Raw genomic sequence first — 19,859 nt, forward strand, 5'->3', positions numbered from 1 at the left:
GGCGGGGATGGGGGGCGCGGGTGACGCATGGCGGGTGCCCGAGTCACGCCACCCGCAGCCCCGCAGCCCCGCAGCCCCGCAGCCCCGCAGCCCCGCAGCCCCGCAGCCGCAGATTCCATGCCCGTCTCGGAATCCATGGCCGTCTCGGGCGGGTGGTCTTTCGGACAGGCCGAACTGTTCGAAGGGCGGGGCGGCCCGCCCCCGGAGACGATCGACTCCGGGGAACGTATCTCTGGAGAGCGCAGGACAACGTACGAGATCGCCAGGGACTCCAGAGAACACCAGCAGGACCAGCCCCCGCCCGGTTCGACGAAGCAGTGAGAGGTAGACACCGGCATGGAAGCCATCGTTTTCGAGGAGTTCGGCGGACCCGAGGTACTGCGCTTCAAGGACGACGTCGCGGAGCCGCACGCGGGTCCCGGCCAGGTCCGGGTGAAGGTCGCGGCCGTCGGGGTCAACCCCATCGAGTACAAGATCAGGAACGGTTGGATGGAACAGATCTTCCCGACCGCCCTGCCTGCCGTACCCGGCAACGAGTTCGCCGGGACCATCGACGAGGTCGGCGAGGGCGTCACCGGCCTCGCCGTCGGCGACGAAGTCCTCGGCTGGACCGAGACCGGCGCCTACGCGGCCTACGCCCTGGCTCAGGCCTCCGCCATCGCCCCACGGCCCACCGGACTCGAACCCGCCAAGGCGGCGACCCTCCCCATCGCAGGCGAGACGGCCCAGCGCGTACTCGACCTGCTCGGCGTACGCAGCGGCGAGACGCTGCTGATCCACGGCGCCGCGGGCGCGGTCGGCTCCATGGGCGTACAGCTGGCCGTGGCGCTCGGCGCGACGGTGATCGGCACGGCCTCCCCCGCCAACCACGAGTACCTGCGCTCCATCGGCGCCATCCCCGTCGCTTACGGGGACGGGCTCGTGGAGCGGGTGCGGGCGGTGGCCCCGCAGGGGGTGGACGCGGTGTTCGACGCGGCGGGCAAGGGCGCGCTGGCGGACTCGGTCGAACTGCTCGGCGGCACGCCGGACCGGGTCGTCACCATCGCCGACCCCGACGCGGCCAAATACAACGTGGCCTTCGCGTCCGGCGGCAGCAACCGCGCCAAGGCCCGCGACGGCCTCACCCACCAGGCCGCACTCGCCGCGAACGGCAAGCTCCACATCTCGATCGCCGGCACGTTCCCCCTCCGCGACGCGGCCGAGGCGCAGACGCTGAGCGAGTCGGGCCACGTACGGGGCAAGCTGGTGCTTCTGGTGGGGTGACGCGACTGGTGATCCCGGCGGGCCTGGTGGGCCTGGTGGGCCTGGTGGGCCTTGGTGGGGCCAAGTGGTCCCGGTGATCCCGGTGGGCCAAACAGTCCCGGTGATCCCGGTGGGCCAAACAGTCCCGATGGCCCTCGTGACGCTGATGGCCCTGATGGGGTGTGGCCCTCCCCGCTGGCCCCGGGATAGGCCGGCGCACCCGCCCCAGCCCGCCCGCGGGAACCCCGCCTCCACCAACCGGGACGCCACCCGCCCCTGCGGATGCCGACTCCGCCGGACGCTGCGACGCTCGGGGTATGAGAGTGGCGCTTGCGCAGACCGACTGTGTGCTCGGCGACGTGGACGCGAATCTGGCCGTCGCCCGGGAGGAGACCGAGCAGGCGGCGGCCCAGGGCGCCGACCTCGTGGTGTTCCCCGAACTGAGCCTGCACGGCTATCACCTCGGCGCCCTGCACCAGGACGCCTCCCTCCCGGTGACGGACCCGCGACTGGCCGCTCTCTCGACGCTCGGCGCGGACGTCGTGATCGGCCTGCACGAACACACCAGCCTGCGCGCCTACAACACCTCCGCCTACTACGCGAATGGCCAACTCCTCCACGCCCACCGCAAGTTGTACCTGCCGAACTACCTGGCCTGGGAGGAACGCAAGCACGTCAGCCCCGGCCAGCATCTGCGCGCGTACGACCTGCCGCACGGGCACGGCCGCGCCGCGACCCTCGTCTGCAACGACGCCTGGCAGCCGGCCCTGCCGTGGCTCGCCGTGCAGGACGGCGCCGAGGTCGTCATCGTCCCCGCGAACAGCGCGGCGACACTCGACCCTGAGGCCATGGACACGGGCCTGTACTGGGACACGCTCCTCGCCTACACCGCGAAGATGCTCCAGTGCTGGGTCGTCTTCGTGAACCGCGTCGGTAACGAACATGGCGCCTCCTTCTGGGGTGGCTCCCGCGTGGTCGACCCACGCGGGACAGTCGTGGCCCAGGCCCCCAAGTGGGACCCAGCACTGGTGACGATCGACATCGACCTCCACGAGGCCCGCCGGCAGCGCAGAGCCGTCCCTCTGGTCGCGGAGGCCCGCCTCGGCCTGATCGAACGGGAGGTCCGCCGCCTGATCGACGAGGGCGGCGACAGCTGACCCGTGCCCAGGCCCGGTCCCCCGCCCGGACGGGCTCCCCACGCACCCGGCGCTGTCAGTGCTGGGTGTAAGACTCACCGGCATGACCGAGAAGTGGGCCATCGCAGCCACCGAGGACGGCGGAGCCCAGCTCGCGCCGCTCGGTGCCGACGGCACACCCGCCGCCCCGGTCCGTCAGGAGCCCAGCCTCGCGGAAGCGGTCCGCTCCCGTCCTGACGTCACACGCTGGATCTGGCGATCTACAGCGGCCGTCTACCCCAGCCTGCTCGCCGCGGGCGTCCGCGTGCCGCGCTGCTACGACATCGAGGACGCCGAGACCCTCCTCCTCGGTCACGCCGGCCACTTCGGGGAACCCCGCTCCGCGGCCGCCACCCTGGCCAGAATCCGCGGGACGGCCGTCCCCCCGGACCCCCCGCAACGCGCCGCGACCCCCGGCTCCCAGTCCTCCCTCTTCGAACCACAACCCGTTCATGTCCCCCTCGAAGAGCTCATAGAGGTGTACGCCGATCAGCAGCGCCGCCACGACGCCACCGCCCATCCGGGCCGGATGCGGCTGCTCACCGCCGCCGAGTCCGCCGCCATGCTCGTAGCGGCCGAGATGAACACGGCGGGCCTCCCCTGGAGCGCCGACGTGCACCGCTCCGTACTGCACGAACTGCTCGGCGAGCGCTACGCGGGCGGTGGCGAACCTCGCCGCCTCGCCGAACTGGCCGACGAGGTGTCCGAGGCCTTCGGCCGCCGCGTACGCCCCGATCTGCCCGCCGACGTGGTGAAGGCGTTCGCCCAGGCCGGCGTGAAGATCACGTCCACGCGCCGCTGGGAGATCGAGTCGATCGACCATCCGGCGGTGCGGCCCCTGATCGAGTACAAGAAGCTGTACCGGATCTACACCGCACACGGCTGGTCCTGGCTCCAGGACTGGGTCCGCGACGGCCGTTTCCGGCCCGAGTACCTGCCCGGCGGTACCGTCACGGGACGCTGGGTCACCAATGGCGGCGGCGCACTCCAGATCCCCAAGGTCATCCGGCGTGCCGTCGTCGCCGACCCTGGCTGGCGGCTCGTCGTCGCCGACGCGGACCAGATGGAACCCCGCGTCCTCGCCGCCATCTCCCGCGACCCCGGCCTGATGGAGGTCGCCGGACGGGAGACCGACCTCTACCAGTCCGTCTCCGACCGGGCCTTCTCCGGCGACCGCGCCAAGGCAAAGCTGGCGGTGCTCGGCGCGGTGTACGGCCAGACGTCAGGTGACGGCCTCAAGAATCTCGCTGCCCTCCGCCGCCGCTTCCCGCAAGCCGTCGCCTACGTCGACGACGCGGCCCGCGCGGGCGAGGAGGGCCGCCTCGTGCGGACCTGGCTCGGCCGCACCTGCCCACCGGTCGCCGGCGCCGGCGACCAGGAGGAAGCAGGCATCCCCCAGGACGACCCGACGCCCGAACAGACCTCGGGAGGCACCGAGTTCACCCCCGGCTACGCCTCCTCGAACTCCCGCGCCCGCGGCCGCTTCGCCCGCAACTTCGTCGTCCAGGGCAGCGCCGCAGACTGGGCCGACCTGATGCTCGCAGCCCTGCGCCGGTCCTGCACCGGGATGGCGGCAGAACTGGTCTTCTTCCAGCACGACGAGGTGATCGTGCACTGCCCGGAAGAAGAAGCGGAAACAGTGACCGCGGCAATCCGCGAGGCCGCAGAGCTGGCCGGCCACCTCACGTTCGGCGACACCCCGGTCCACTTCCCTTTCACCACCGCAGTGGTGAAGTGCTACGCCGACGCGAAGTGACGTCCGTCGGTAGAGCCACTCACAGCCCACCAGAACCCACAGCCGACGACCGCTGATCGCCGGTCACCAATCTCTGGTCAGCACATACTGCTCACCGGGCACCGGCCCCGAGCCCCGAGCCCCGAGCCCCGAGCCCCGAGCCCCGAGCCCCGAGCCCCGAGCCAAAGAGTGCCCCAATGCGCCTTACCCCCGCCACTTCCCACTCGTGGCTATCGCCTTGAGTTGTGTCATGGTCAGCGCGGGCGTGGTCCTCGTGGCCGCGGTGTTCTGCGCGCCCGAGTTGAACGCCGATATCACCACGCGGAACCCGTCCTTGCGGATCGTGTCCACGGTCCACATCACCACGCCCTGGCCCCCCTTCTCGCCGGGCCCCTGATGCGTGACGACCTTCGTGCCGTCAGGCAAGGTCTGCACGCCGGAGCCGAAGAGCTCACCCTCCACGTCCGACATGTTCGGCTGCACATTGATCTGGACGAGGCTCGCCCCCCTGCCGTCGTTCACCACGACGTACGCGGATCCGTCTTCGCCCTGGCTGGTCGTCACCTTGGCGCTCTTCGGCAGCAGCGACTTGAGGTTCTTGAGGATGGTGTCGCCGCTGGAGGCCTGCGGGACCGGCTGCTGCACGGGCTCGTCCTGGGGCTTCGGCAGCGCCCGCAGTATCGGACGCCACTCCTTGGAGGTCACCAGGGCCCTCAACTGTGCGGTGCTGAGCGGTGGTTCGTCCCGGGATGCGGGTTCGCCCTTCTCCGCCGGTGAGTTCCATTCGCTGGCGTCGACGGTGTAGCCCTCCGGCGTCACCACGTACGCGTGCCACCACTTGGTGTCCGCGCGTTTGTCCGGGTACTCGTAGCCCTGCAGGAGCAGCAGCCGGGAGCCGTCGGCCAGCGTCTTGCTCGAGCAGGAGTCGTACGGCGTGTAGACCTTCTCGGGACAGGCGAGCTGCTCCGCGACTCTCGTGCCCTCAGGGTCGACCCGGCCCAGACTCAGGCCGATCGCCGCCTTACCCCTGCCGTCGTCGAAGACGACCGAGGCGAGCGGCCCGAGCCCATCCGCCGTACCGCGGCCCGACTCGTTGCTGAACTTGCCGTCGGGCAGCAGCCCTTCGAGGGTCTTGATCAGATGGCTGGCGGAGAACTGCGGTCCCTCGCCCGGCCTGCTCGTCTTCCCCTGGGTCGTGCTGCCCGGCTCGGGCTGCGCGGCCACCGGGCTGCCGTGCCCGGCCTCGGCCCCGAAGGCCCCGGCTGCGTATGACGCGCCGAATCCGACCGCGGCGAGCGCGGCGAAGCTCCCGGTGACCGTCGCGGCCTGCCGGCGCCGCAGCCTGCGGCGGCCGCGCGCCATGCCGCCGTCGACCAGCGGCCCACCCGTGGCGTTGAACGTCTCACCGGTTATCCGCAGGGCCTCCCCGAGGCCACCCACGAAGGCTTCCTGGTCACGGTCTTCGTCTGTTCCTGACATACCGAACCACCACTCCTCACACCGAATCGAGTCAAGCTCATGACGCGGCGAACTCAGCCACGCTGCCGCCCAGTTGTTCCCGCAGCCGGGCCAGCGCCCGCGTGCTCCGCGTACGCACCGCCGCCGAGCTGACGTTCAGAATCTCCGCGGTCTCCATCACGGATCGGTCCTCCCAGTACCGCAGCACGATCACCGCCCGGTCCTTCGGCGGAAGCTGCCGCAGCGCGTCGAGAAGAGTGATCCGCAGCGAGGCGTCGCCCGGTGCAATGTCCGAGGTCTCCGGAAGCTCGTCGCTGGGCCGCTCCTGCGCGGAACGCCGCCGCTGGTGCGCGAGAAAGGCACGTATGAGCACGGTCTGGGCGTACGCCGCCGGGTTCCCGACCCGTGGCGACCGCCCCCACACCACGTACATCCGCCCCAGCGTCTCCTGCACCAGATCCTCGGCGAAGTGCGTGTCGCCACTGGTCAACAGGCATGCCGAACGGAACAGGTGTCCTGTCCGGGCTTCCGCGAACTCCCGGAACCCGCTTTCCTTGGACCGCCTCATCAGGCGCCCTCCCCCTCATCGCCCCACACCTTTTAGATGCGGTGAGGCGGACGGGATGTTTCAGCGACGCCGCGATCTCCGAGAGCCTGCGGCGCGCACTCTACGATCGCCGCAAGATACGACGCGGCCCGGTCCGCCCACCCACCTCAAGCCGAGGCGAGCGGACCGGACCGGGCCGTGCCGTGCCGTGCCGTGCCGTGCAATGGAGTCAGAACTCGCGTACCGACCCCTGAACTCACGTACCGGAACTCAGTTGATAGAGCCAGAAATCACGTAATGACGAACCGCGCCAAGGCGGCGCGGGGCAGCCCGCTCTACCAACTCGCGCCCGCCGGCTGCCGCGTGGTCACGTTGAACCGGTTGAAGAGATTGGTGACGCCGATCATGAGCGTCAGCGCCGCGAGCCCGCGCTCGTCGTAGTGACGGGCAGCCTCGTCCCAGACGGCGTCCGGCACCGGGTCCGGAGAGTCGGCGAGCCGGGTCGCCGACTCGGCAAGGGCCAGCGCGGCCCGCTCGGCGTCGGTGAAGTACGGCGCCTCACGCCACGCGGCGACGGCAAACAGCCGGTCGTCACTCTCCCCGCCCTTACGCGCACTGCGCACACCGGCGTCGACGCAGTAACTGCACCCGTTGATCTGACTGGCCCGCAGGTGCACCAGTTCGAGCGTGCTCTCAGGCACACCGCCCTCACGGGTGGCCTTGAGAAGCGCCAGCACGGGCTGCGTAACCCCGGGAATCAGCTGGGCCGGGTTCTGTATGCGCGCCTGGATAGTCATGACTTGCCCTCCGTCAGCTCTGTCTCTCTGCCTTCGATGAACTGACGGATCCCGAGACAAGAGTGTGACGACCTGAACGAAGAATCTTCCTCCGGTCGGCAGCGGCCAGGCCACCACACGCAATCGGGCCCGCTCCGCCCTGCGGCGAGGCGCCGGGCGATGCCATGCAGAAGGCCCCCCGCGATCTTCATCCCGCGGAGGGCCACCACACCAGAACAAGCAAAAGCCCCAGATCACGGCGAGTGAGTTCTGGGGCTTCCACAGAGCCGCCTTCGGGATTCGAACCCGAGACCTACGCATTACGAGTGCGTTGCTCTGGCCATCTGAGCTAAGGCGGCGCGCCGTCTGCACCATGGTGCGGTCAGCAACGTCGCCAAGTCTACACAGTTTTCGGGGGTGCTCTGCACACCCTCTGCGGAGGCCCCGGAACGCGCGCCCCGGGGTGCCGAAAAGTGCCCCCTCACCCCTTATGAGCAGCGCTTTCCGTCCTTGGGCGGGGTGCCGTCCAAGAGGTACGCGTTGATCGCGGAGTCGATGCAGGCGCTGCCGCGGCCGTACGCGGTGTGGCCGTCGCCCACGTAGGTGAGGAGCGTGCCGGAATCGAGCTGGCCGGCGAGGGCCTGCGCCCAGCGGTACGGGGTGGCCGGGTCGCGGGTCGTGCCGACAACGACGATCGGGGCGGCACCCTTCGCCTCGATGCGGTGGGCCTCGCCGGTAGCCTTCACCGGCCAGTACGCGCAGTTCAGCGCCGCCCACGCAAGGCCGTCGCCGAAGACCGGGGACGCCTTCTCGAAGGACGGCAGGGCCGCCTTCACGTCGTCGGGGCTCTTGAAGGACGGTGGCAGGTCGAGGCAGTTCACGGCCGCGTTGGCCGCCATCAGGTTCGCGTACGTGCCGTCGCCGTCGCGCTCGTAGTAGCTGTCGGAGAGTGCGAGCAGGCCCGCGCCGTCCTTCTTCTTGATCGCCGAGCTGAGCGCGGAGCGCAGTTGAGCCCACTCCCCCTCGTCGTACATCGCCGCGATCACGCCGGTCGTGGCGAGGGCCTCGCCGAGCTTGCGGCCCGCGGGGTCACCGGTGGGGATGGGGGTGCGGTCCAACTCGGCGAAGAAGGACTTGAGGTGCTTGCCCGCGTCGGCGACGCTCCCGGTGCCCAGCGGGCAGTCGGAGCGCCGTACGCAGTCCTTCGCGAACGACTGGAACGCCGTCTCGAAGCCGGCCGTCTGATCGCGGTTCATCTCCTGCGCCGACAGGGACGGGTCCATCGCGCCGTCCAGGACCATGCGGCCGACCCGCTCCGGATAGAGCCCCGCGTAGGTCGCCCCGAGGAACGTGCCGTACGACGCCCCGACATAATTCAGCTTGTCGTCGCCGAGCGCCGCGCGCAGGATGTCCATGTCGCGGGCCGCCTCGACCGTGGAGACGTGCGGCAGCACCTCGCCGGACCTCGTCTCACAGCCGGCCGCGAACTTCTTGAAGGCCGCCGACAGTTCGTTCGTCTCCGCCTGGTCGTCGGGCGTGACGTCGGTCTGCGTGAACGCGTCCATCTGCTTGCCGTCGAGGCACTCGACCGGTTCGCTGCGGGCGACGCCGCGCGGATCGACCGCGACCATGTCGTAGCGGGCGCGGACCGCCGCCGGGTAGCCGAGGGCAGCGTACGACTGGAGGTAGCCGATCGCCGAGCCGCCGGGCCCGCCGGGGTTGACCAGGAGCGAGCCGAGGCGCTTGCCCGGGCCGGTGGCCTTCTTGCGGGCGACGGCCAGCTTGATGTCACCGGCGTCCGGCTTCTCGTAGTCCAGCGGGGCCTTCATCGTGGTGCATTCGAAGCCGGGTACGCCGCACTCGCGCCAGCTCAGCGACTGCCCGTAGTAGGCGGTCAGGTTGGCGGGGGTCTCCCTGGGCAGCGCGGCCAGCGAGACGTCCGCCGTTCGTGTGCTCCCCGAACTCCCTGGTGAGCACGCGGACATGAGGAGCCCGGCGGCGGCGAGCAGGGTTCCACAGGCCCGGAGGCCTCGGACGGGGGAATGGTGACGCCTGAAGTACATCAGTCGAGCCTAACTGTCCGCGTTCGGTCAGTAGCGATGTGTGGCGACCGCGCCCCGTACGAGTTAACCGAAGGCGTGTCAGCCCGCCCGCAGCGCCATCGTCATCGCCTCCACCGCGAGCAGCGGCGCCACATTGCGGTCGAGCGCGTCACGGCATTCGGCGATCGCCTCGATGCGGCGGAGCGTGGCCTCGGGCGAGGCCGCGCGGGCGAGGCGCTCCAGGGTGTCCTGCGCGTCGGTGTTCGCGAGGGCGACGCGGGAGCCGAGCTGCAGGGCGAGCACGTCGCGGTAGAAGCCCGTGAGGTCCGTGAGGGCCAGGTCGAGGCTGTCTCGCTGCGTACGCGTTCTGCGGCGCTTCTGGCGGTCCTCCAGATCCTTCATGGCGCCCGCCGTGCCGCGCGGCATCCTGCTGCCGCTCTGTCCGCCGAGCGCTGCCTTCAGCTCCTCGGTCTCCTTGGTGTCGACCTCCTCGGCGAGCTGCTTGGTGTCCTCCGCCGCCGTGTCGATCAGCTCCTGCGCGGCCTTGAGGCACCCGCCGATGTCGTCGACCCTCAGGGGCAGCTTCAGCACCGCCGCCCTGCGCGCCCGCGCGCGGGGATCCGTGGCCAGGCGCCGCGCGCGGTCGATGTGGCCCTGCGTGGCGCGGGCCGCTTCGGCGGCGACGGCCGGCTCGATGCCGTCGCGTCGTACGAGCATGTCGGCCACCGCTTCGACCGCGGGTGTACGCAGCGTCAGGTGGCGGCAGCGGGAGCGGATCGTGGGCAGGACGTCTTCGAGGGAGGGTGCGCAGAGCAGCCAGACGGTCCGCGGGGCGGGCTCCTCCACGGCCTTCAGAAGTACGTTCCCCGCGCCCTCCGTGAGGCGGTCCGCGTCTTCCAGGACGATGACCTGCCAGCGGCCCACGGCGGGCGACAGCTGTGCTCTGCGGACGAGCTCGCGGGTCTCCTTCACGCCGATGGAGAGCAGATCCGTACGGACGATCTCCACGTCGGCGTGCGTGCCGACGAGGCTCGTGTGGCAGCCGTCACAGAATCCGCAGCCGGGGGCTCCGCCCAGCGCTCGGTCCGGGCTGACGCACTGGAGCGCTGCGGCGAACGCGCGCGCCGTCGTCGCCCGCCCCGAGCCGGGAGGACCGGTGAAGAGCCAGGCGTGCGTCATCCTGGAGGTCTCGGGCAGCGGCGCCTTCGTCGCCGTGGCCGTGACGAGCGCGTCGGCGTCCCGCGCGGCGGCGTCGAGCTGCGCGGCCACGCGCTCCTGACCCACCAGGTCGTCCCATACAGGCATGGACTACCACCTCACCGTCGAACTCCGGCACTTCGCTCCACGGATTCATTGTGCGGGACGGCACTGACAACGCCGTCCGGCGACCGATCCGGCGCCCCAGCGATCGGGCCGGCAATCGGTCACCGGACGGCGACAGGTCCCCGGCCGGCTCGACGCCGGCCCCGGTCGGATCAGCGCCGCCCCCGGCGCCTGCCGCCCGCGCCCTCGTCGCCGTCGTCGTCGTGCCCGCCGAGCAGTTCGTCGGCCAGCGTCGGCAGGTCGTCCAGCGGGGTCTCCTCCGCCCAGTCGGGCCTCGGCCGCTGACGGGGCCGGCCCTCCTCGTCGACCTGGGGCAGCTCACGCGTCCGGTCATTCGAACCATGACCGGCACCCGCGCCAGCACGCCCGGCCGACGGCGCCGAAGTCTGGCGCTCATCACGGAAGTACCCCGGCGGAACCCGATCCGCCGACCCGTCATCGCCAACACCAGCACCAGCACCAGCACCGCTACCGACGGAGTCATCACGCACCGGCTGCAGCACCGCCGTCTCGTCGGCGGCCTTGGCCTGCTGTGCGGGATTCGGCGGCATCGGCAGCTGAGTGGTCTCGTCGTTGTCCCCACCCTGCCAAGCACCACGCCCGGCACCAGCACCAGAGGCAGTCCCAGCCGCGGAACCCTTAGCTGCGTCCCTGACCGGCGGCAGCACGGCCGTTTCGTCGGCCGCGCCACCCGTGGGATTCACCACGGGCGTGGGAACGGTGGTCTCGTTGTCGGCCCTCGAGGGCCGGCCGGCGCCCTCGGACCCGGGCCCAGCCGCAGAAGCCGCCACGGACTCGGACGCAGCCGAAGCCGCCGCCGCAGACGCCGCCGCCAGCCGACGGGCCTCCTCCGCCCGCAGCAGCGCCTCCTCCGCCTTGCGCTGCTTCTCCAGGCGTCGTTCCTCAGCCTCCGCGCGCAGGCGCGCCTCTTCCTCCGCCTGACGGCGGCGGCGTTCCTCCTCGGCGGCCCGGGTCTGCTCCTCGGCGAGGAGCCTGGCGCGCTCCTCCTCGGCACGGCGACGGGACTCCTCGGCGCGTTGGCGGGCCGCTTCGGCCTGGCGCTCGGCCTCGCGCCGCTGCGCCTCCTCCAGCTCGCGCTGCTTGCGCTCCTCCTCCTCGGCGCGCAGCTTGGCGAGCTGTGCCAGCCGCTCGCGTTCGACGCGCTCCTCCTCGGCCTTGCGGTCGGCCTCGGCCTCGGCCTTCCTGCGGGCCTCCTCCTCGGCGGCCTTACGGGCCTCTTCCTGGGCCTTCACCTCGGCGTCGGAGAGCGGCAGCACCATGTCGAGCCGGTGCCGGACCACGGTCGTGACGGCTTCCGGCTCCTGGGCCGCGTCGACGACGAGGTAGCGGCCGGGGTCGGCGGCGGCGAGCGTGAGGAAACCGGAGCGCACGCGCGCGTGGAACTCGGCCGGCTCCGATTCGAGGCGGTCGGGCGCCTCCGTGAACCGCTCACGTGCCGCCTGCGGGTCGACGTCGAGCAGAACGGTCAGATGCGGTACGAGTCCGCCGGTCGCCCAGCGGTTGATGCGGGCGACCTCGGTCGGCGACAGGTCGCGACCGGCGCCCTGGTAGGCGACGGACGAGTCGATGTAGCGGTCGGAGATCACGACGGCGCCGCGCTCGAGGGCGGGCCGTACGACGGTGTCCACGTGCTCCGCGCGGTCGGCGGCGTACAGGAGGGCCTCGGCCCGGTGCGAGAGGCCGGCCGACGACACGTCGAGGAGGATCGAACGCAGCCGCTTGCCGACCGGGGTCGCGCCGGGTTCGCGCGTGACGACGACCTCGTGGCCCTTGTCACGGATCCACTCGGCGAGCGCCTCGGCCTGGGTCGACTTCCCGGCGCCGTCACCACCCTCCAGGGCGATGAAGAAGCCGGTGGCGGCGGGGGCCTGCGCCGGATCGTTCCCGCCCATCAGCGCGTCGCGCAGGTCGTGCCGCAGGGGCACTCCGCTGCGGTCGTCGGCCTTGGCGAGTACGAGGGCGGCCACGGGCAGCAGCAGGGCGCCGACGAGCATCAGCGTGAAGGCGGCGCCGCCGTGCGCGAACACGAACTTGCCGTTGACCAGCCGGTGCGGGCCGATCGCGGCCGCGAGCAGGGGCGCGGCGACGGCGGCGACCGCGATGGACACGCGGACGACGGCCTGGAGGTGCTCGGTCGTGCGGGCGCGCCGGTAGTCCTCGGACTCCTGGTCGAGGAGGGTGTGCCCGGTGTTGGCGGCGATGCCCGCGGTGACGCCGGCGAGGGTGACGATCAGCAGGACGCTGGTGACGTCGGGGACCAGGCCGGCGGCGAGCAGGGCGATGCCGGTCAGAGCGATCGCCAGCGCGAGGAGCCTGCGGCGCGACAGCGACGGCAGCACGGAGGGCGCTGAGCGGATGCCGACGACCGTGCCGCCCGTGAGCCCGAGCACGAGCAGCCCGAACATCACCGGGCCGCCGGACAGGTCCTTGGCGTGCAGTACGGAGACAGCGACGGCCGCCGAGATCGCCCCGGCGACGGCGGCGCAGGCGAGGACGAGGAGCGGGATGGCTCCCGTGCGTCCCTTGTCGACACCGCTGCCGGTCTTGGGGCGGCGCATGCCCTCGAGCGGGGACCGCGCGCGCGGGGTCTGCGTGTCGGGCAGTTCGAGGAAGAAGACGACGGAGAGCGAGGCGGCGAACAGACCGGCCGCTACGTAGGAGGCCAGTGCGGCCTGGTGCAGGCCGAACCAGTCGACCCCGGCCCCGATCAGGTTCCCCACGAGAGTGACGACGACGAGCGCGGCTGCCGCGAGGGGCAGCGCCACGAAACCGGTGCGCAGGGAGAGGCGCCGCAGCGCGTCCATGTGGTCGGGCAGCGGGCGTACGGCCGCGCCTTCGAGGGGCGGCGCGGGCAGCAGCGCGGGCGCCGCGCTCTCGCGCGACACGGTCCAGAAGCGCTCGGCGACGCCGGCCACGAAGGCGGTGACGAGCAGGACCGCCAGCGCGTTGTCCGGGGTCCAGTCGATCCACAGGGGCGCGACGATGAGGAGCGCGGCCCGCACACCGTCCGCGCCGACCATCGTCCAGCGCCGGTCGAGGGGACCGTCCTTGGAGGTCAGCGACGTGAGCGGGCCGAGGAGTACGGCTCCGAAGAGCAGAGTCGACAGGACGCGCGCGCCGAACACGGCGGCGACGGCGAAGGCCACGCCCCGGTACCCGCCCCCGAACGAGCCCTCGGAGACGGCTACCTGAAGGGCCAGCACCACGAGCACAAGAAGCCCGAGCGCGTCACCGATGCCGCCCACGAGTTGGGCGCTCCACAGTCGTTTCAGCTGCGGCACCCGCAGCAGGGCGCGGACAGCGCGCTCCCGGGAATCTGCGACCAGGGCGTCGTCGGGGGCCGGATTCTTGGCCGTTGGCTGCTCGGCTCGCGTCATTCGTCCAGCCTATCCGGACCCACTGACTCCCCGAAGGTCCACCCGAACATACGGCCGCCGGGGCACTCGCCCCGGCGGCCGTATGACATTCACGCGCGCGTGCACACTCCCGTGTGCCTACTCCTCCGTAGAAGGACCTCCGTGGAGGACGACTACAGGAGGACTACTCCTCCGTAGAGGTCGATTTCGTAGCCGTCGCCTTCTTGGCGGTCGTCTTCTTCGCGGCGGTCGTCTTCTTCGCAGTCGTCGTCTTCGAAGCGGCGGTCTTCTTGGCAGCCGTCTTCTTGGCGGGCGCCTTCTTTGCCGGAGCCTTCTTGGCCGTCTTCTTGGCGGGGCTCTTCGCCCGCTTCTCGGCGAGCAGTTCGTAGCCGCGCTCGGGCGTGATCTCCTCGACGGAGTCGGACGACCTGAGCGTCGCGTTCGTCTCGCCGTCCGTGACGTACGCGCCGAAGCGGCCGTCCTTGACGACGACGGGCTTCCCGCTGACCGGGTCCTCGCCGAGCTCCTTCAGCGGCGGCTTGGCGGCCGCGCGCCCGCGCTGCTTGGGCTGCGCGTAGATCGCGAGAGCCTCCTCCAGCGTGATGGCGAAGAGCTGCTCCTCGGTCTCCAGGGAGCGCGAGTCGGTGCCCTTCTTCAGGTACGGCCCGTACCGCCCGTTCTGCGCGGTGATCTCGACGCCCTCGGCATCGGCGCCGACCACGCGCGGGAGGGACATCAGCTTGAGGGCGTCGTCCAATGTGACCGTGTCGACGGACATCGACTTGAAGAGCGACGCCGTACGCGGCTTGACCGCGTTCTTGCCGGTCTTCGGGGTGCCCTCGGGGAGCACCTCGGTGACGTACGGCCCGTAACGACCGTCCTTCGCGATGATCTGGTTCCCGGAGACGGGGTCAGCGCCCAGCTCGAAGTCACCGCTCGGCTTGGCGAGGAGCTCCTCCGCGTACTCGACGGTGAGCTCGTCCGGAGCGAGTTCCTCCGGCACGTCCGCGCGCTGGTGGTTCTCGGAGTCGCGCTCGCCGCGCTCGACGTAGGGGCCGTAGCGGCCGACCCGCAGGACGATGCCTTCACCGACGGGGAAGGACGACACCTCGCGGGCGTCGATCGCGCCCAGGTCGGTGACGAGCTCCTTGAGGCCGCCGAGGTGGTCGCCGTCGCCGTTGCCCGCGTCGGCGGCTCCTCCGGAGCCCTCGCCCTCGCCGAAGTAGAAGCGCCGCAGCCACGGCACGGCCTGCGCCTCACCGCGGGCGATGCGGTCGAGGTCGTCCTCCATCCTGGCGGTGAAGTCGTAGTCGACGAGCCGCCCGAAGTGCTTCTCCAGGAGGTTGACCACGGCGAAGGACAGGAAGGAGGGCACAAGGGCCGTCCCCTTCTTGAACACATAGCCGCGGTCGAGGATGGTCCCGATGATCGACGCGTACGTCGACGGGCGGCCGATCTCGCGCTCTTCCAGCTCCTTGACCAGGCTGGCCTCGGTGTAGCGGGCCGGAGGCTTGGTCGCGTGGCCGTCGACGGTGATCTCCTCGGCGGACAGAGCGTCGCCCTCGGAGACCTGCGGCAGCCGGCGCTCACGGTCGTCGAGCTCGGCGTTCGGGTCGTCCGCGCCCTCGACGTAGGCCTTGAGGAAGCCGTGGAAGGTGATCGTCTTGCCGGAGGCGGAGAACTCGGCGTTGCGGCCGTCGGCGGAGGCGCCGCCGATCTTGACCGTGACGGAGTTTCCGACCGCGTCCTTCATCTGGGAGGCGACGGTCCGCTTCCAGATCAGCTCGTAGAGCCGGAACTGGTCACCGGTCAGGCCGGTCTCGGCGGGCGTGCGGAAACGATCACCCGACGGGCGGATCGCCTCGTGCGCCTCCTGCGCGTTCTTGACCTTGCCGGCGTACGTGCGCGGCTTGTCCGGCAGGTAGTCGGCCCCGTACAGCTGCGTGACCTGCGCACGGGCGGCCGAGACCGCCGTGTCGGACAGGGTCGTGGAGTCCGTACGCATATAGGTGATGAAGCCGTTCTCGTACAGCTTCTGGGCCACCTGCATGGTGGCCTTCGCGCCGAAGCCGAGCTTGCGGCTCGCCTCCTGCTGGAGCGTCGTCGTACGGAACGGGGCGTACGGCGAGCGGCGGTACGGCTTCGACTCGACGGACCGTACGGCGAAGTTCGTGTTCTCCAGGGCGGCGGCGAGCGCGCGGGCGTTCGTCTCGTCCAGGGCCAGCACGTTCGCGGACTTCAGCTGGCCGAGCGAGTCGAAGTCGCGGCCCTGCGCGATGCGCCTGCCGTCGACCGCGCTCAGGCGGGCCACGAGGTTCGACGGGTCGCTGGCGTCGCCGGAGCGGCCGGTCGCGAAGGTGCCTGTCAGGTCCCAGTACTCGGCGGAGCGGAAGGCGATGCGCTCGCGCTCCCGCTCGACGACGAGGCGGGTGGCCACGGACTGGACGCGGCCCGCCGACAGGCGCGGCATGACCTTCTTCCACAGGACCGGCGATACCTCGTAGCCGTAGAGGCGGTCGAGGATGCGGCGGGTCTCCTGGGCGTCGACCATGCGCTTGTTGAGCTCGCGCGGGTTGGCGACGGCGCTGCGGATCGCGTCCTTGGTGATCTCGTGGAAGACCATCCGGTGGACGGGGACCTTGGGCTTCAGGACCTCGAGGAGGTGCCACGCGATGGCTTCGCCCTCGCGGTCCTCATCGGTGGCGAGGAAGAGTTCGTCGGAGTCCTTCAGCAGGTCCTTGAGCTTCTTGACCTGGGCCTTCTTGTCCGCGTTGACCACATAGATCGGCTGGAAGTCGTGTTCGACGTCCACACCGAGCCGGCGCACCTCGCCGGTGTACTTCTCGGGCACCTCGGCGGCGCCGCTCGGGAGGTCGCGGATGTGCCCGACGCTCGCTTCGACGACGTATCCAGGACCGAGGTAGCCCTTGATCGTCTTCGCCTTGGCAGGCGACTCGACGATGACGAGTCGGCGGCCGCCGTGTGCGGTCTCGCTGGTCGGGGACAACTTCGCTCTTCTCTCCGGTCGGCGCTGGGGATCCCCCGCGCCCTCAGGACGTGGGGGTCGGCACTGCGGTACGTGCGGTGTCGCTGCGGAGTGTGACGGTACCTCCCGCCCCCGTGTCAAACGGGAAAAGCTCGCAACGGCCACTCGAACGGTAACCCGACTACCGACGATCCTGCCGCCCGGAGTGCCCACAGGGTGTCCGGGACGTCCACCGGGCCCTCACCCGGAACGCCCCCTGCGGGCCGCCGCTCAGAACCGGCCGAAGCACCACACCCCGAGCACCAGAGAGGCCACTGCGACCAGGGTGGCGAGCGTCGCCGATGCGACAGGGTTCACACCGTCCGCGACGGGTGAGCGGTGCATGACACGCACCCCGGTCCACAGCAGCAGTCCCGCCCCGAACAGCGTGAACACGGTCCCGGCGAAGATCGCTGGTCCGCTTTCCATGGCTTTTCCTCCCGGTGCTGGGGTCCCAGGCCGGTGAGGCTGACACGCGCGGGAGGCGTCAGGGCGAACCCCGGGTGAACGACCGCCGTGGCGGGCCTTTGGCAACGATGTCACGGGGCGCCGTCAGAGATCTTTTGAGGTCTTTCGGAAGATCTCCCGAGATCTTCCGAAAGAAAAGCGGAATCGCGTCAGCCCTCGCCTCAGACCTGAGCCGGCTCCAGGAACCCCTGCTCGACGAGCATCCTGATCTGCGCGGGCGTGCGGTCCCGCAGCAAGACCGGATCTTCCCCCACGAGTTGTGCGATGGCGTCGAGGATCCGGCCGGCGCTGAGGGTGCCGTCGCAGACGCCCGCGAACCCGGCGCCGATCGTGTCCACCTTCGTGGCCCGGCGCATCCCGCGGTGCTGGCGCAGCACCACATGCTCCGGGTCCTCGGCCCCCGGCAGCCCGACCTGCTCCTGCACGACCTCGCCCGCGAGCCTGAAGTGGGCGCCGAGCAGGGCGGCGTCGTCGTGCGTGCGCAGATAGTCGAGGCGCTCGAAGTGCGCCCGCACCGTGTCCCCGAGGGGTTGTTCGACGGAGTGCGGCCACTCCTCCACCGTGACGGACGGCTCGACGCCCTCCGGGGCCTTGCGCAGGGTGATCCAGCCGAACCCGACGCCCCGCACCTTGCGCGCCTCGAACTCGTCGAGCCACGCGTCGTACAGCGCCGCGTACTCCGCCGGGTCCGTGCGGTGATCCCCGGCGTCCCGCAGCCACAACTCGGCGTACTGCGTGATGTCCTGCACCTCGCGCTGCACGACCCACGCGTCGCACCCGCGCGGCACCCAGGACCGGAGCCGGTCGGTCCACTCCTCCCCGTCGACGTGCTGCCAGTTGGCGAGAAACTGCGCGTACCCGCCCTCGTTCAGTCGTGCCCCCGCCTCCTGAACGAGCGTGCGGCACAGATCGTCCCCGGCCATCCCGCCGTCGCGGTATGTCAGCCGCGCGCCCGGCGAGATGACGAAGGGCGGATTCGACACGATCAGGTCGTACGTCTCGTCGCCCACGGGCTCGAACAGTGAGCCCTCGTGCAGGTCGGCGGGGCCGGTACCGGAGAGGGCGAGGGTCAGCGCCGTCATGTGGAGGGCGCGCGGGTTGAGGTCGGTGGCGACGACACGCGTGGCGTGCCGGGTGGCGTGCAGGGCTTGGATCCCGGAACCCGTACCTAGGTCGAGCGCGCTCTCCACGGGCGTCCGCACGGTGATCCCGGACAGTGTCGTGGACGCACCGCCGACGCCCAGGACGACGCCCTCGGCGCGACTGCCGATGCCTCCGGCGCCGCCGACGGCGCACCCGAGGTCGGACACGATGAACCAGTCCTCGCCGTCGGGCCCGCCGTACGGCCGTACGTCGACGGACGCGGCGACCTCGTCGTCACCGGCGCGTGTCAGCCACCCGCTCTCCAGGCACTCCTCGACCGGCAGAACGGCCGCCACGCGCGCGTACTCCGCGGGCTGTTGCAACAGGAACAGCCGTACGAGCGTCTCCAGCGGGCTGTCCCCGCGGGTCGCCCGCAGGGCGGGGACGGTCTCGCTCCGCGCGAGCGCCGCGTAGGCAGGCGCCCCGAGCAGCTCGAGCAGGCCGTCGGCGGTGAACTCGGCCCCCAACAGGGACTCCCGCAGCCGGGCGGCGACATCGTCACGGTCAATGGACGGCAACTTGGACAGACTGGAGCTACTCACGCCCCCATTGTCACCCCGGACCCCCGATGGCCACCCACATACGACGTGTCCCCGGCACCGTGTGAAGACGGCACCGGGGACACGGGGGAAACGTCAGCCCTCTGAGTCAGCTCACCCCAGAGCCAGCACCCGGAGTCCGCTCACCGTAGAGCCGAGTCGCTCCGGAGCCAGCTCACCGTAGAGCCGGCTCCCGGAGCCAGCTCACGCAGAGCCGACTTCCGGAGCCAGCTCACCTGAGCCCGCACCCGAAGCCAGCCCCCGAAGTCAGCTCGCCTGAGCCAACTCCTGGGAGCGGCTCACCCGCGTCAGCTCTTGGAGGGAGCCGGGGAAGCGGACGCGCTCTTGCAACTGTCCTGCTTCGCCATCGCCTTGCCGACGTCGCCCTCCTCCAGCTTCTTGAGCGCGTCGCTCCCGCTCTGGCTCAGCTTGTCGAGCTCGCCCGCGATGCCCTTGAGGCCGTCGGCGAACTTCGCCTGGTCCTTCGTGTCGAGCTTGTCGACCTGCTTCTTCAGGTCCGCGTACGAGGCCGAGATCGCGTTGAGTTCCTTGACCGCGTTCTTCTGCTTCTTGTCGCCGCCGTCGACGGGCGGGGCGCCCGCGTTGTCCACGGCCGAACCGATCGCCTTGTAGGCGTCGGACATGTCCTGGAAGGCCTGCGAGTCGGTGCTCTGGACGTCCGCGGGCTTGCTGTTGTCCGAGGTCTCCTTCTGGATCGCGGCGTTGGCGTCCTCGATCTTCTTGGCCTGCGGCTGGACCGAGTCACAGACCTTCTTGGCCCAGGAGTCCAGCTTCTCGTTGCCGTTGTCGCTGCTGCATCCCGACAGCGCAAGCACCAGTACCGCACCGCCGGACAGTGCGGCTGCAAGCTTCTTGTTCACCGGATTGGTCCCTTCCATGGCTCTCGGCCCCGGAACATACACGCCAAGTGGGCGACAATCGCTTGCTGAACGTCCGTTACGAGTGCTTTATCGGCTTTTTATAACCATTTGCACCAAGAGAGATAAGC

At 70.7% G+C, this 19,859-nt stretch carries 14 protein-coding genes and 1 tRNA gene; 4 read left to right on the plus strand and 11 right to left on the minus strand.

Annotated elements, in window-relative coordinates:
* Positions 1–117 precede the first annotated feature (117 nt).
* From ACWFR4_RS28870 to ACWFR4_RS28885, 4 genes are all read left to right on the plus strand, one after another.
* Complete coding sequence (locus tag ACWFR4_RS28870; protein WP_453655242.1) at positions 118–321, plus strand: hypothetical protein; 204 nt, start codon at positions 118–120, stop codon at positions 319–321.
* A 15-nt stretch (positions 322–336) separates the two neighbouring features.
* A complete protein-coding gene (locus ACWFR4_RS28875; protein ID WP_453655244.1) occupies positions 337–1,263 on the plus strand; it encodes an NADP-dependent oxidoreductase in 927 nt (308 codons plus the stop codon).
* 296 nt (positions 1,264–1,559) lie between these two features.
* Positions 1,560–2,399, plus strand: coding sequence for a nitrilase-related carbon-nitrogen hydrolase (locus ACWFR4_RS28880; protein ID WP_453457821.1), 840 nt, complete (start codon positions 1,560–1,562; stop codon positions 2,397–2,399).
* Positions 2,400–2,481: 82 nt separating this feature from the next.
* The gene (locus tag ACWFR4_RS28885) at positions 2,482–4,173 is read left to right on the plus strand and encodes a bifunctional 3'-5' exonuclease/DNA polymerase (protein ID WP_453655246.1); all 1,692 of its coding nucleotides are present in this window, start codon (positions 2,482–2,484) and stop codon (positions 4,171–4,173) included.
* 183 nt (positions 4,174–4,356) lie between these two features.
* On the opposite strand, the gene ACWFR4_RS28890 is transcribed toward ACWFR4_RS28885, so the two are convergent.
* The 11 genes from ACWFR4_RS28890 to ACWFR4_RS28940 all read right to left on the minus strand — a co-directional run bounded on the left by ACWFR4_RS28890 (position 4,357) and on the right by ACWFR4_RS28940 (position 19,749).
* Positions 4,357–5,631: a hypothetical protein gene (locus ACWFR4_RS28890; protein WP_453655248.1), complete on the minus strand. Its 1,275-nt coding sequence runs from the start codon at positions 5,629–5,631 to the stop codon at positions 4,357–4,359.
* 37 nt (positions 5,632–5,668) lie between these two features.
* Positions 5,669–6,178, minus strand: a complete 510-nt coding sequence (locus ACWFR4_RS28895) for a SigE family RNA polymerase sigma factor (RefSeq protein WP_453457828.1) — start codon at positions 6,176–6,178, stop codon at positions 5,669–5,671.
* Positions 6,179–6,492: 314 nt separating this feature from the next.
* Positions 6,493–6,948 carry a carboxymuconolactone decarboxylase family protein gene (locus ACWFR4_RS28900; RefSeq protein WP_453655379.1) on the minus strand — a complete coding sequence of 152 codons (456 nt, stop codon included), beginning with the start codon at positions 6,946–6,948 and terminating at the stop codon, positions 6,493–6,495.
* A gap of 270 nt (positions 6,949–7,218) precedes the next feature.
* Positions 7,219–7,292: transfer RNA gene (locus tag ACWFR4_RS28905), tRNA-Thr, on the minus strand.
* 129 nt (positions 7,293–7,421) lie between these two features.
* The gene (locus tag ACWFR4_RS28910) at positions 7,422–8,996 is read right to left on the minus strand and encodes an alpha/beta hydrolase (protein WP_453457849.1); all 1,575 of its coding nucleotides are present in this window, start codon (positions 8,994–8,996) and stop codon (positions 7,422–7,424) included.
* A 78-nt stretch (positions 8,997–9,074) separates the two neighbouring features.
* Positions 9,075–10,280 carry a DNA polymerase III subunit delta' gene (locus tag ACWFR4_RS28915; RefSeq protein WP_453457852.1) on the minus strand — a complete coding sequence of 402 codons (1,206 nt, stop codon included), beginning with the start codon at positions 10,278–10,280 and terminating at the stop codon, positions 9,075–9,077.
* 170 nt (positions 10,281–10,450) lie between these two features.
* On the minus strand, positions 10,451–13,696 hold the full coding sequence (gene tmk, locus ACWFR4_RS28920) for a dTMP kinase (RefSeq protein ID WP_453655250.1): 3,246 nt from the start codon (positions 13,694–13,696) through the stop codon (positions 10,451–10,453).
* Positions 13,697–13,859: 163 nt separating this feature from the next.
* Entirely contained in the window at positions 13,860–16,682 is a 2,823-nt protein-coding gene (gene topA, locus ACWFR4_RS28925) for a type I DNA topoisomerase (protein ID WP_453457858.1), read from the minus strand.
* 249 nt (positions 16,683–16,931) lie between these two features.
* Positions 16,932–17,129 (minus strand): hypothetical protein, encoded by a 198-nt coding sequence (locus ACWFR4_RS28930; protein ID WP_453457861.1) that lies wholly within the window; start codon positions 17,127–17,129, stop codon positions 16,932–16,934.
* A gap of 200 nt (positions 17,130–17,329) precedes the next feature.
* A complete protein-coding gene (locus ACWFR4_RS28935) occupies positions 17,330–18,853 on the minus strand; it encodes a DUF7059 domain-containing protein (protein WP_453457864.1) in 1,524 nt (507 codons plus the stop codon).
* 305 nt (positions 18,854–19,158) lie between these two features.
* Positions 19,159–19,749: a small secreted protein gene (locus tag ACWFR4_RS28940; RefSeq protein ID WP_453457866.1), complete on the minus strand. Its 591-nt coding sequence runs from the start codon at positions 19,747–19,749 to the stop codon at positions 19,159–19,161.
* Between the last annotated feature and the right edge of the window lie 110 nt (positions 19,750–19,859).

It is taken from the genome of Streptomyces sp. NPDC055140 (assembly GCF_053607285.1).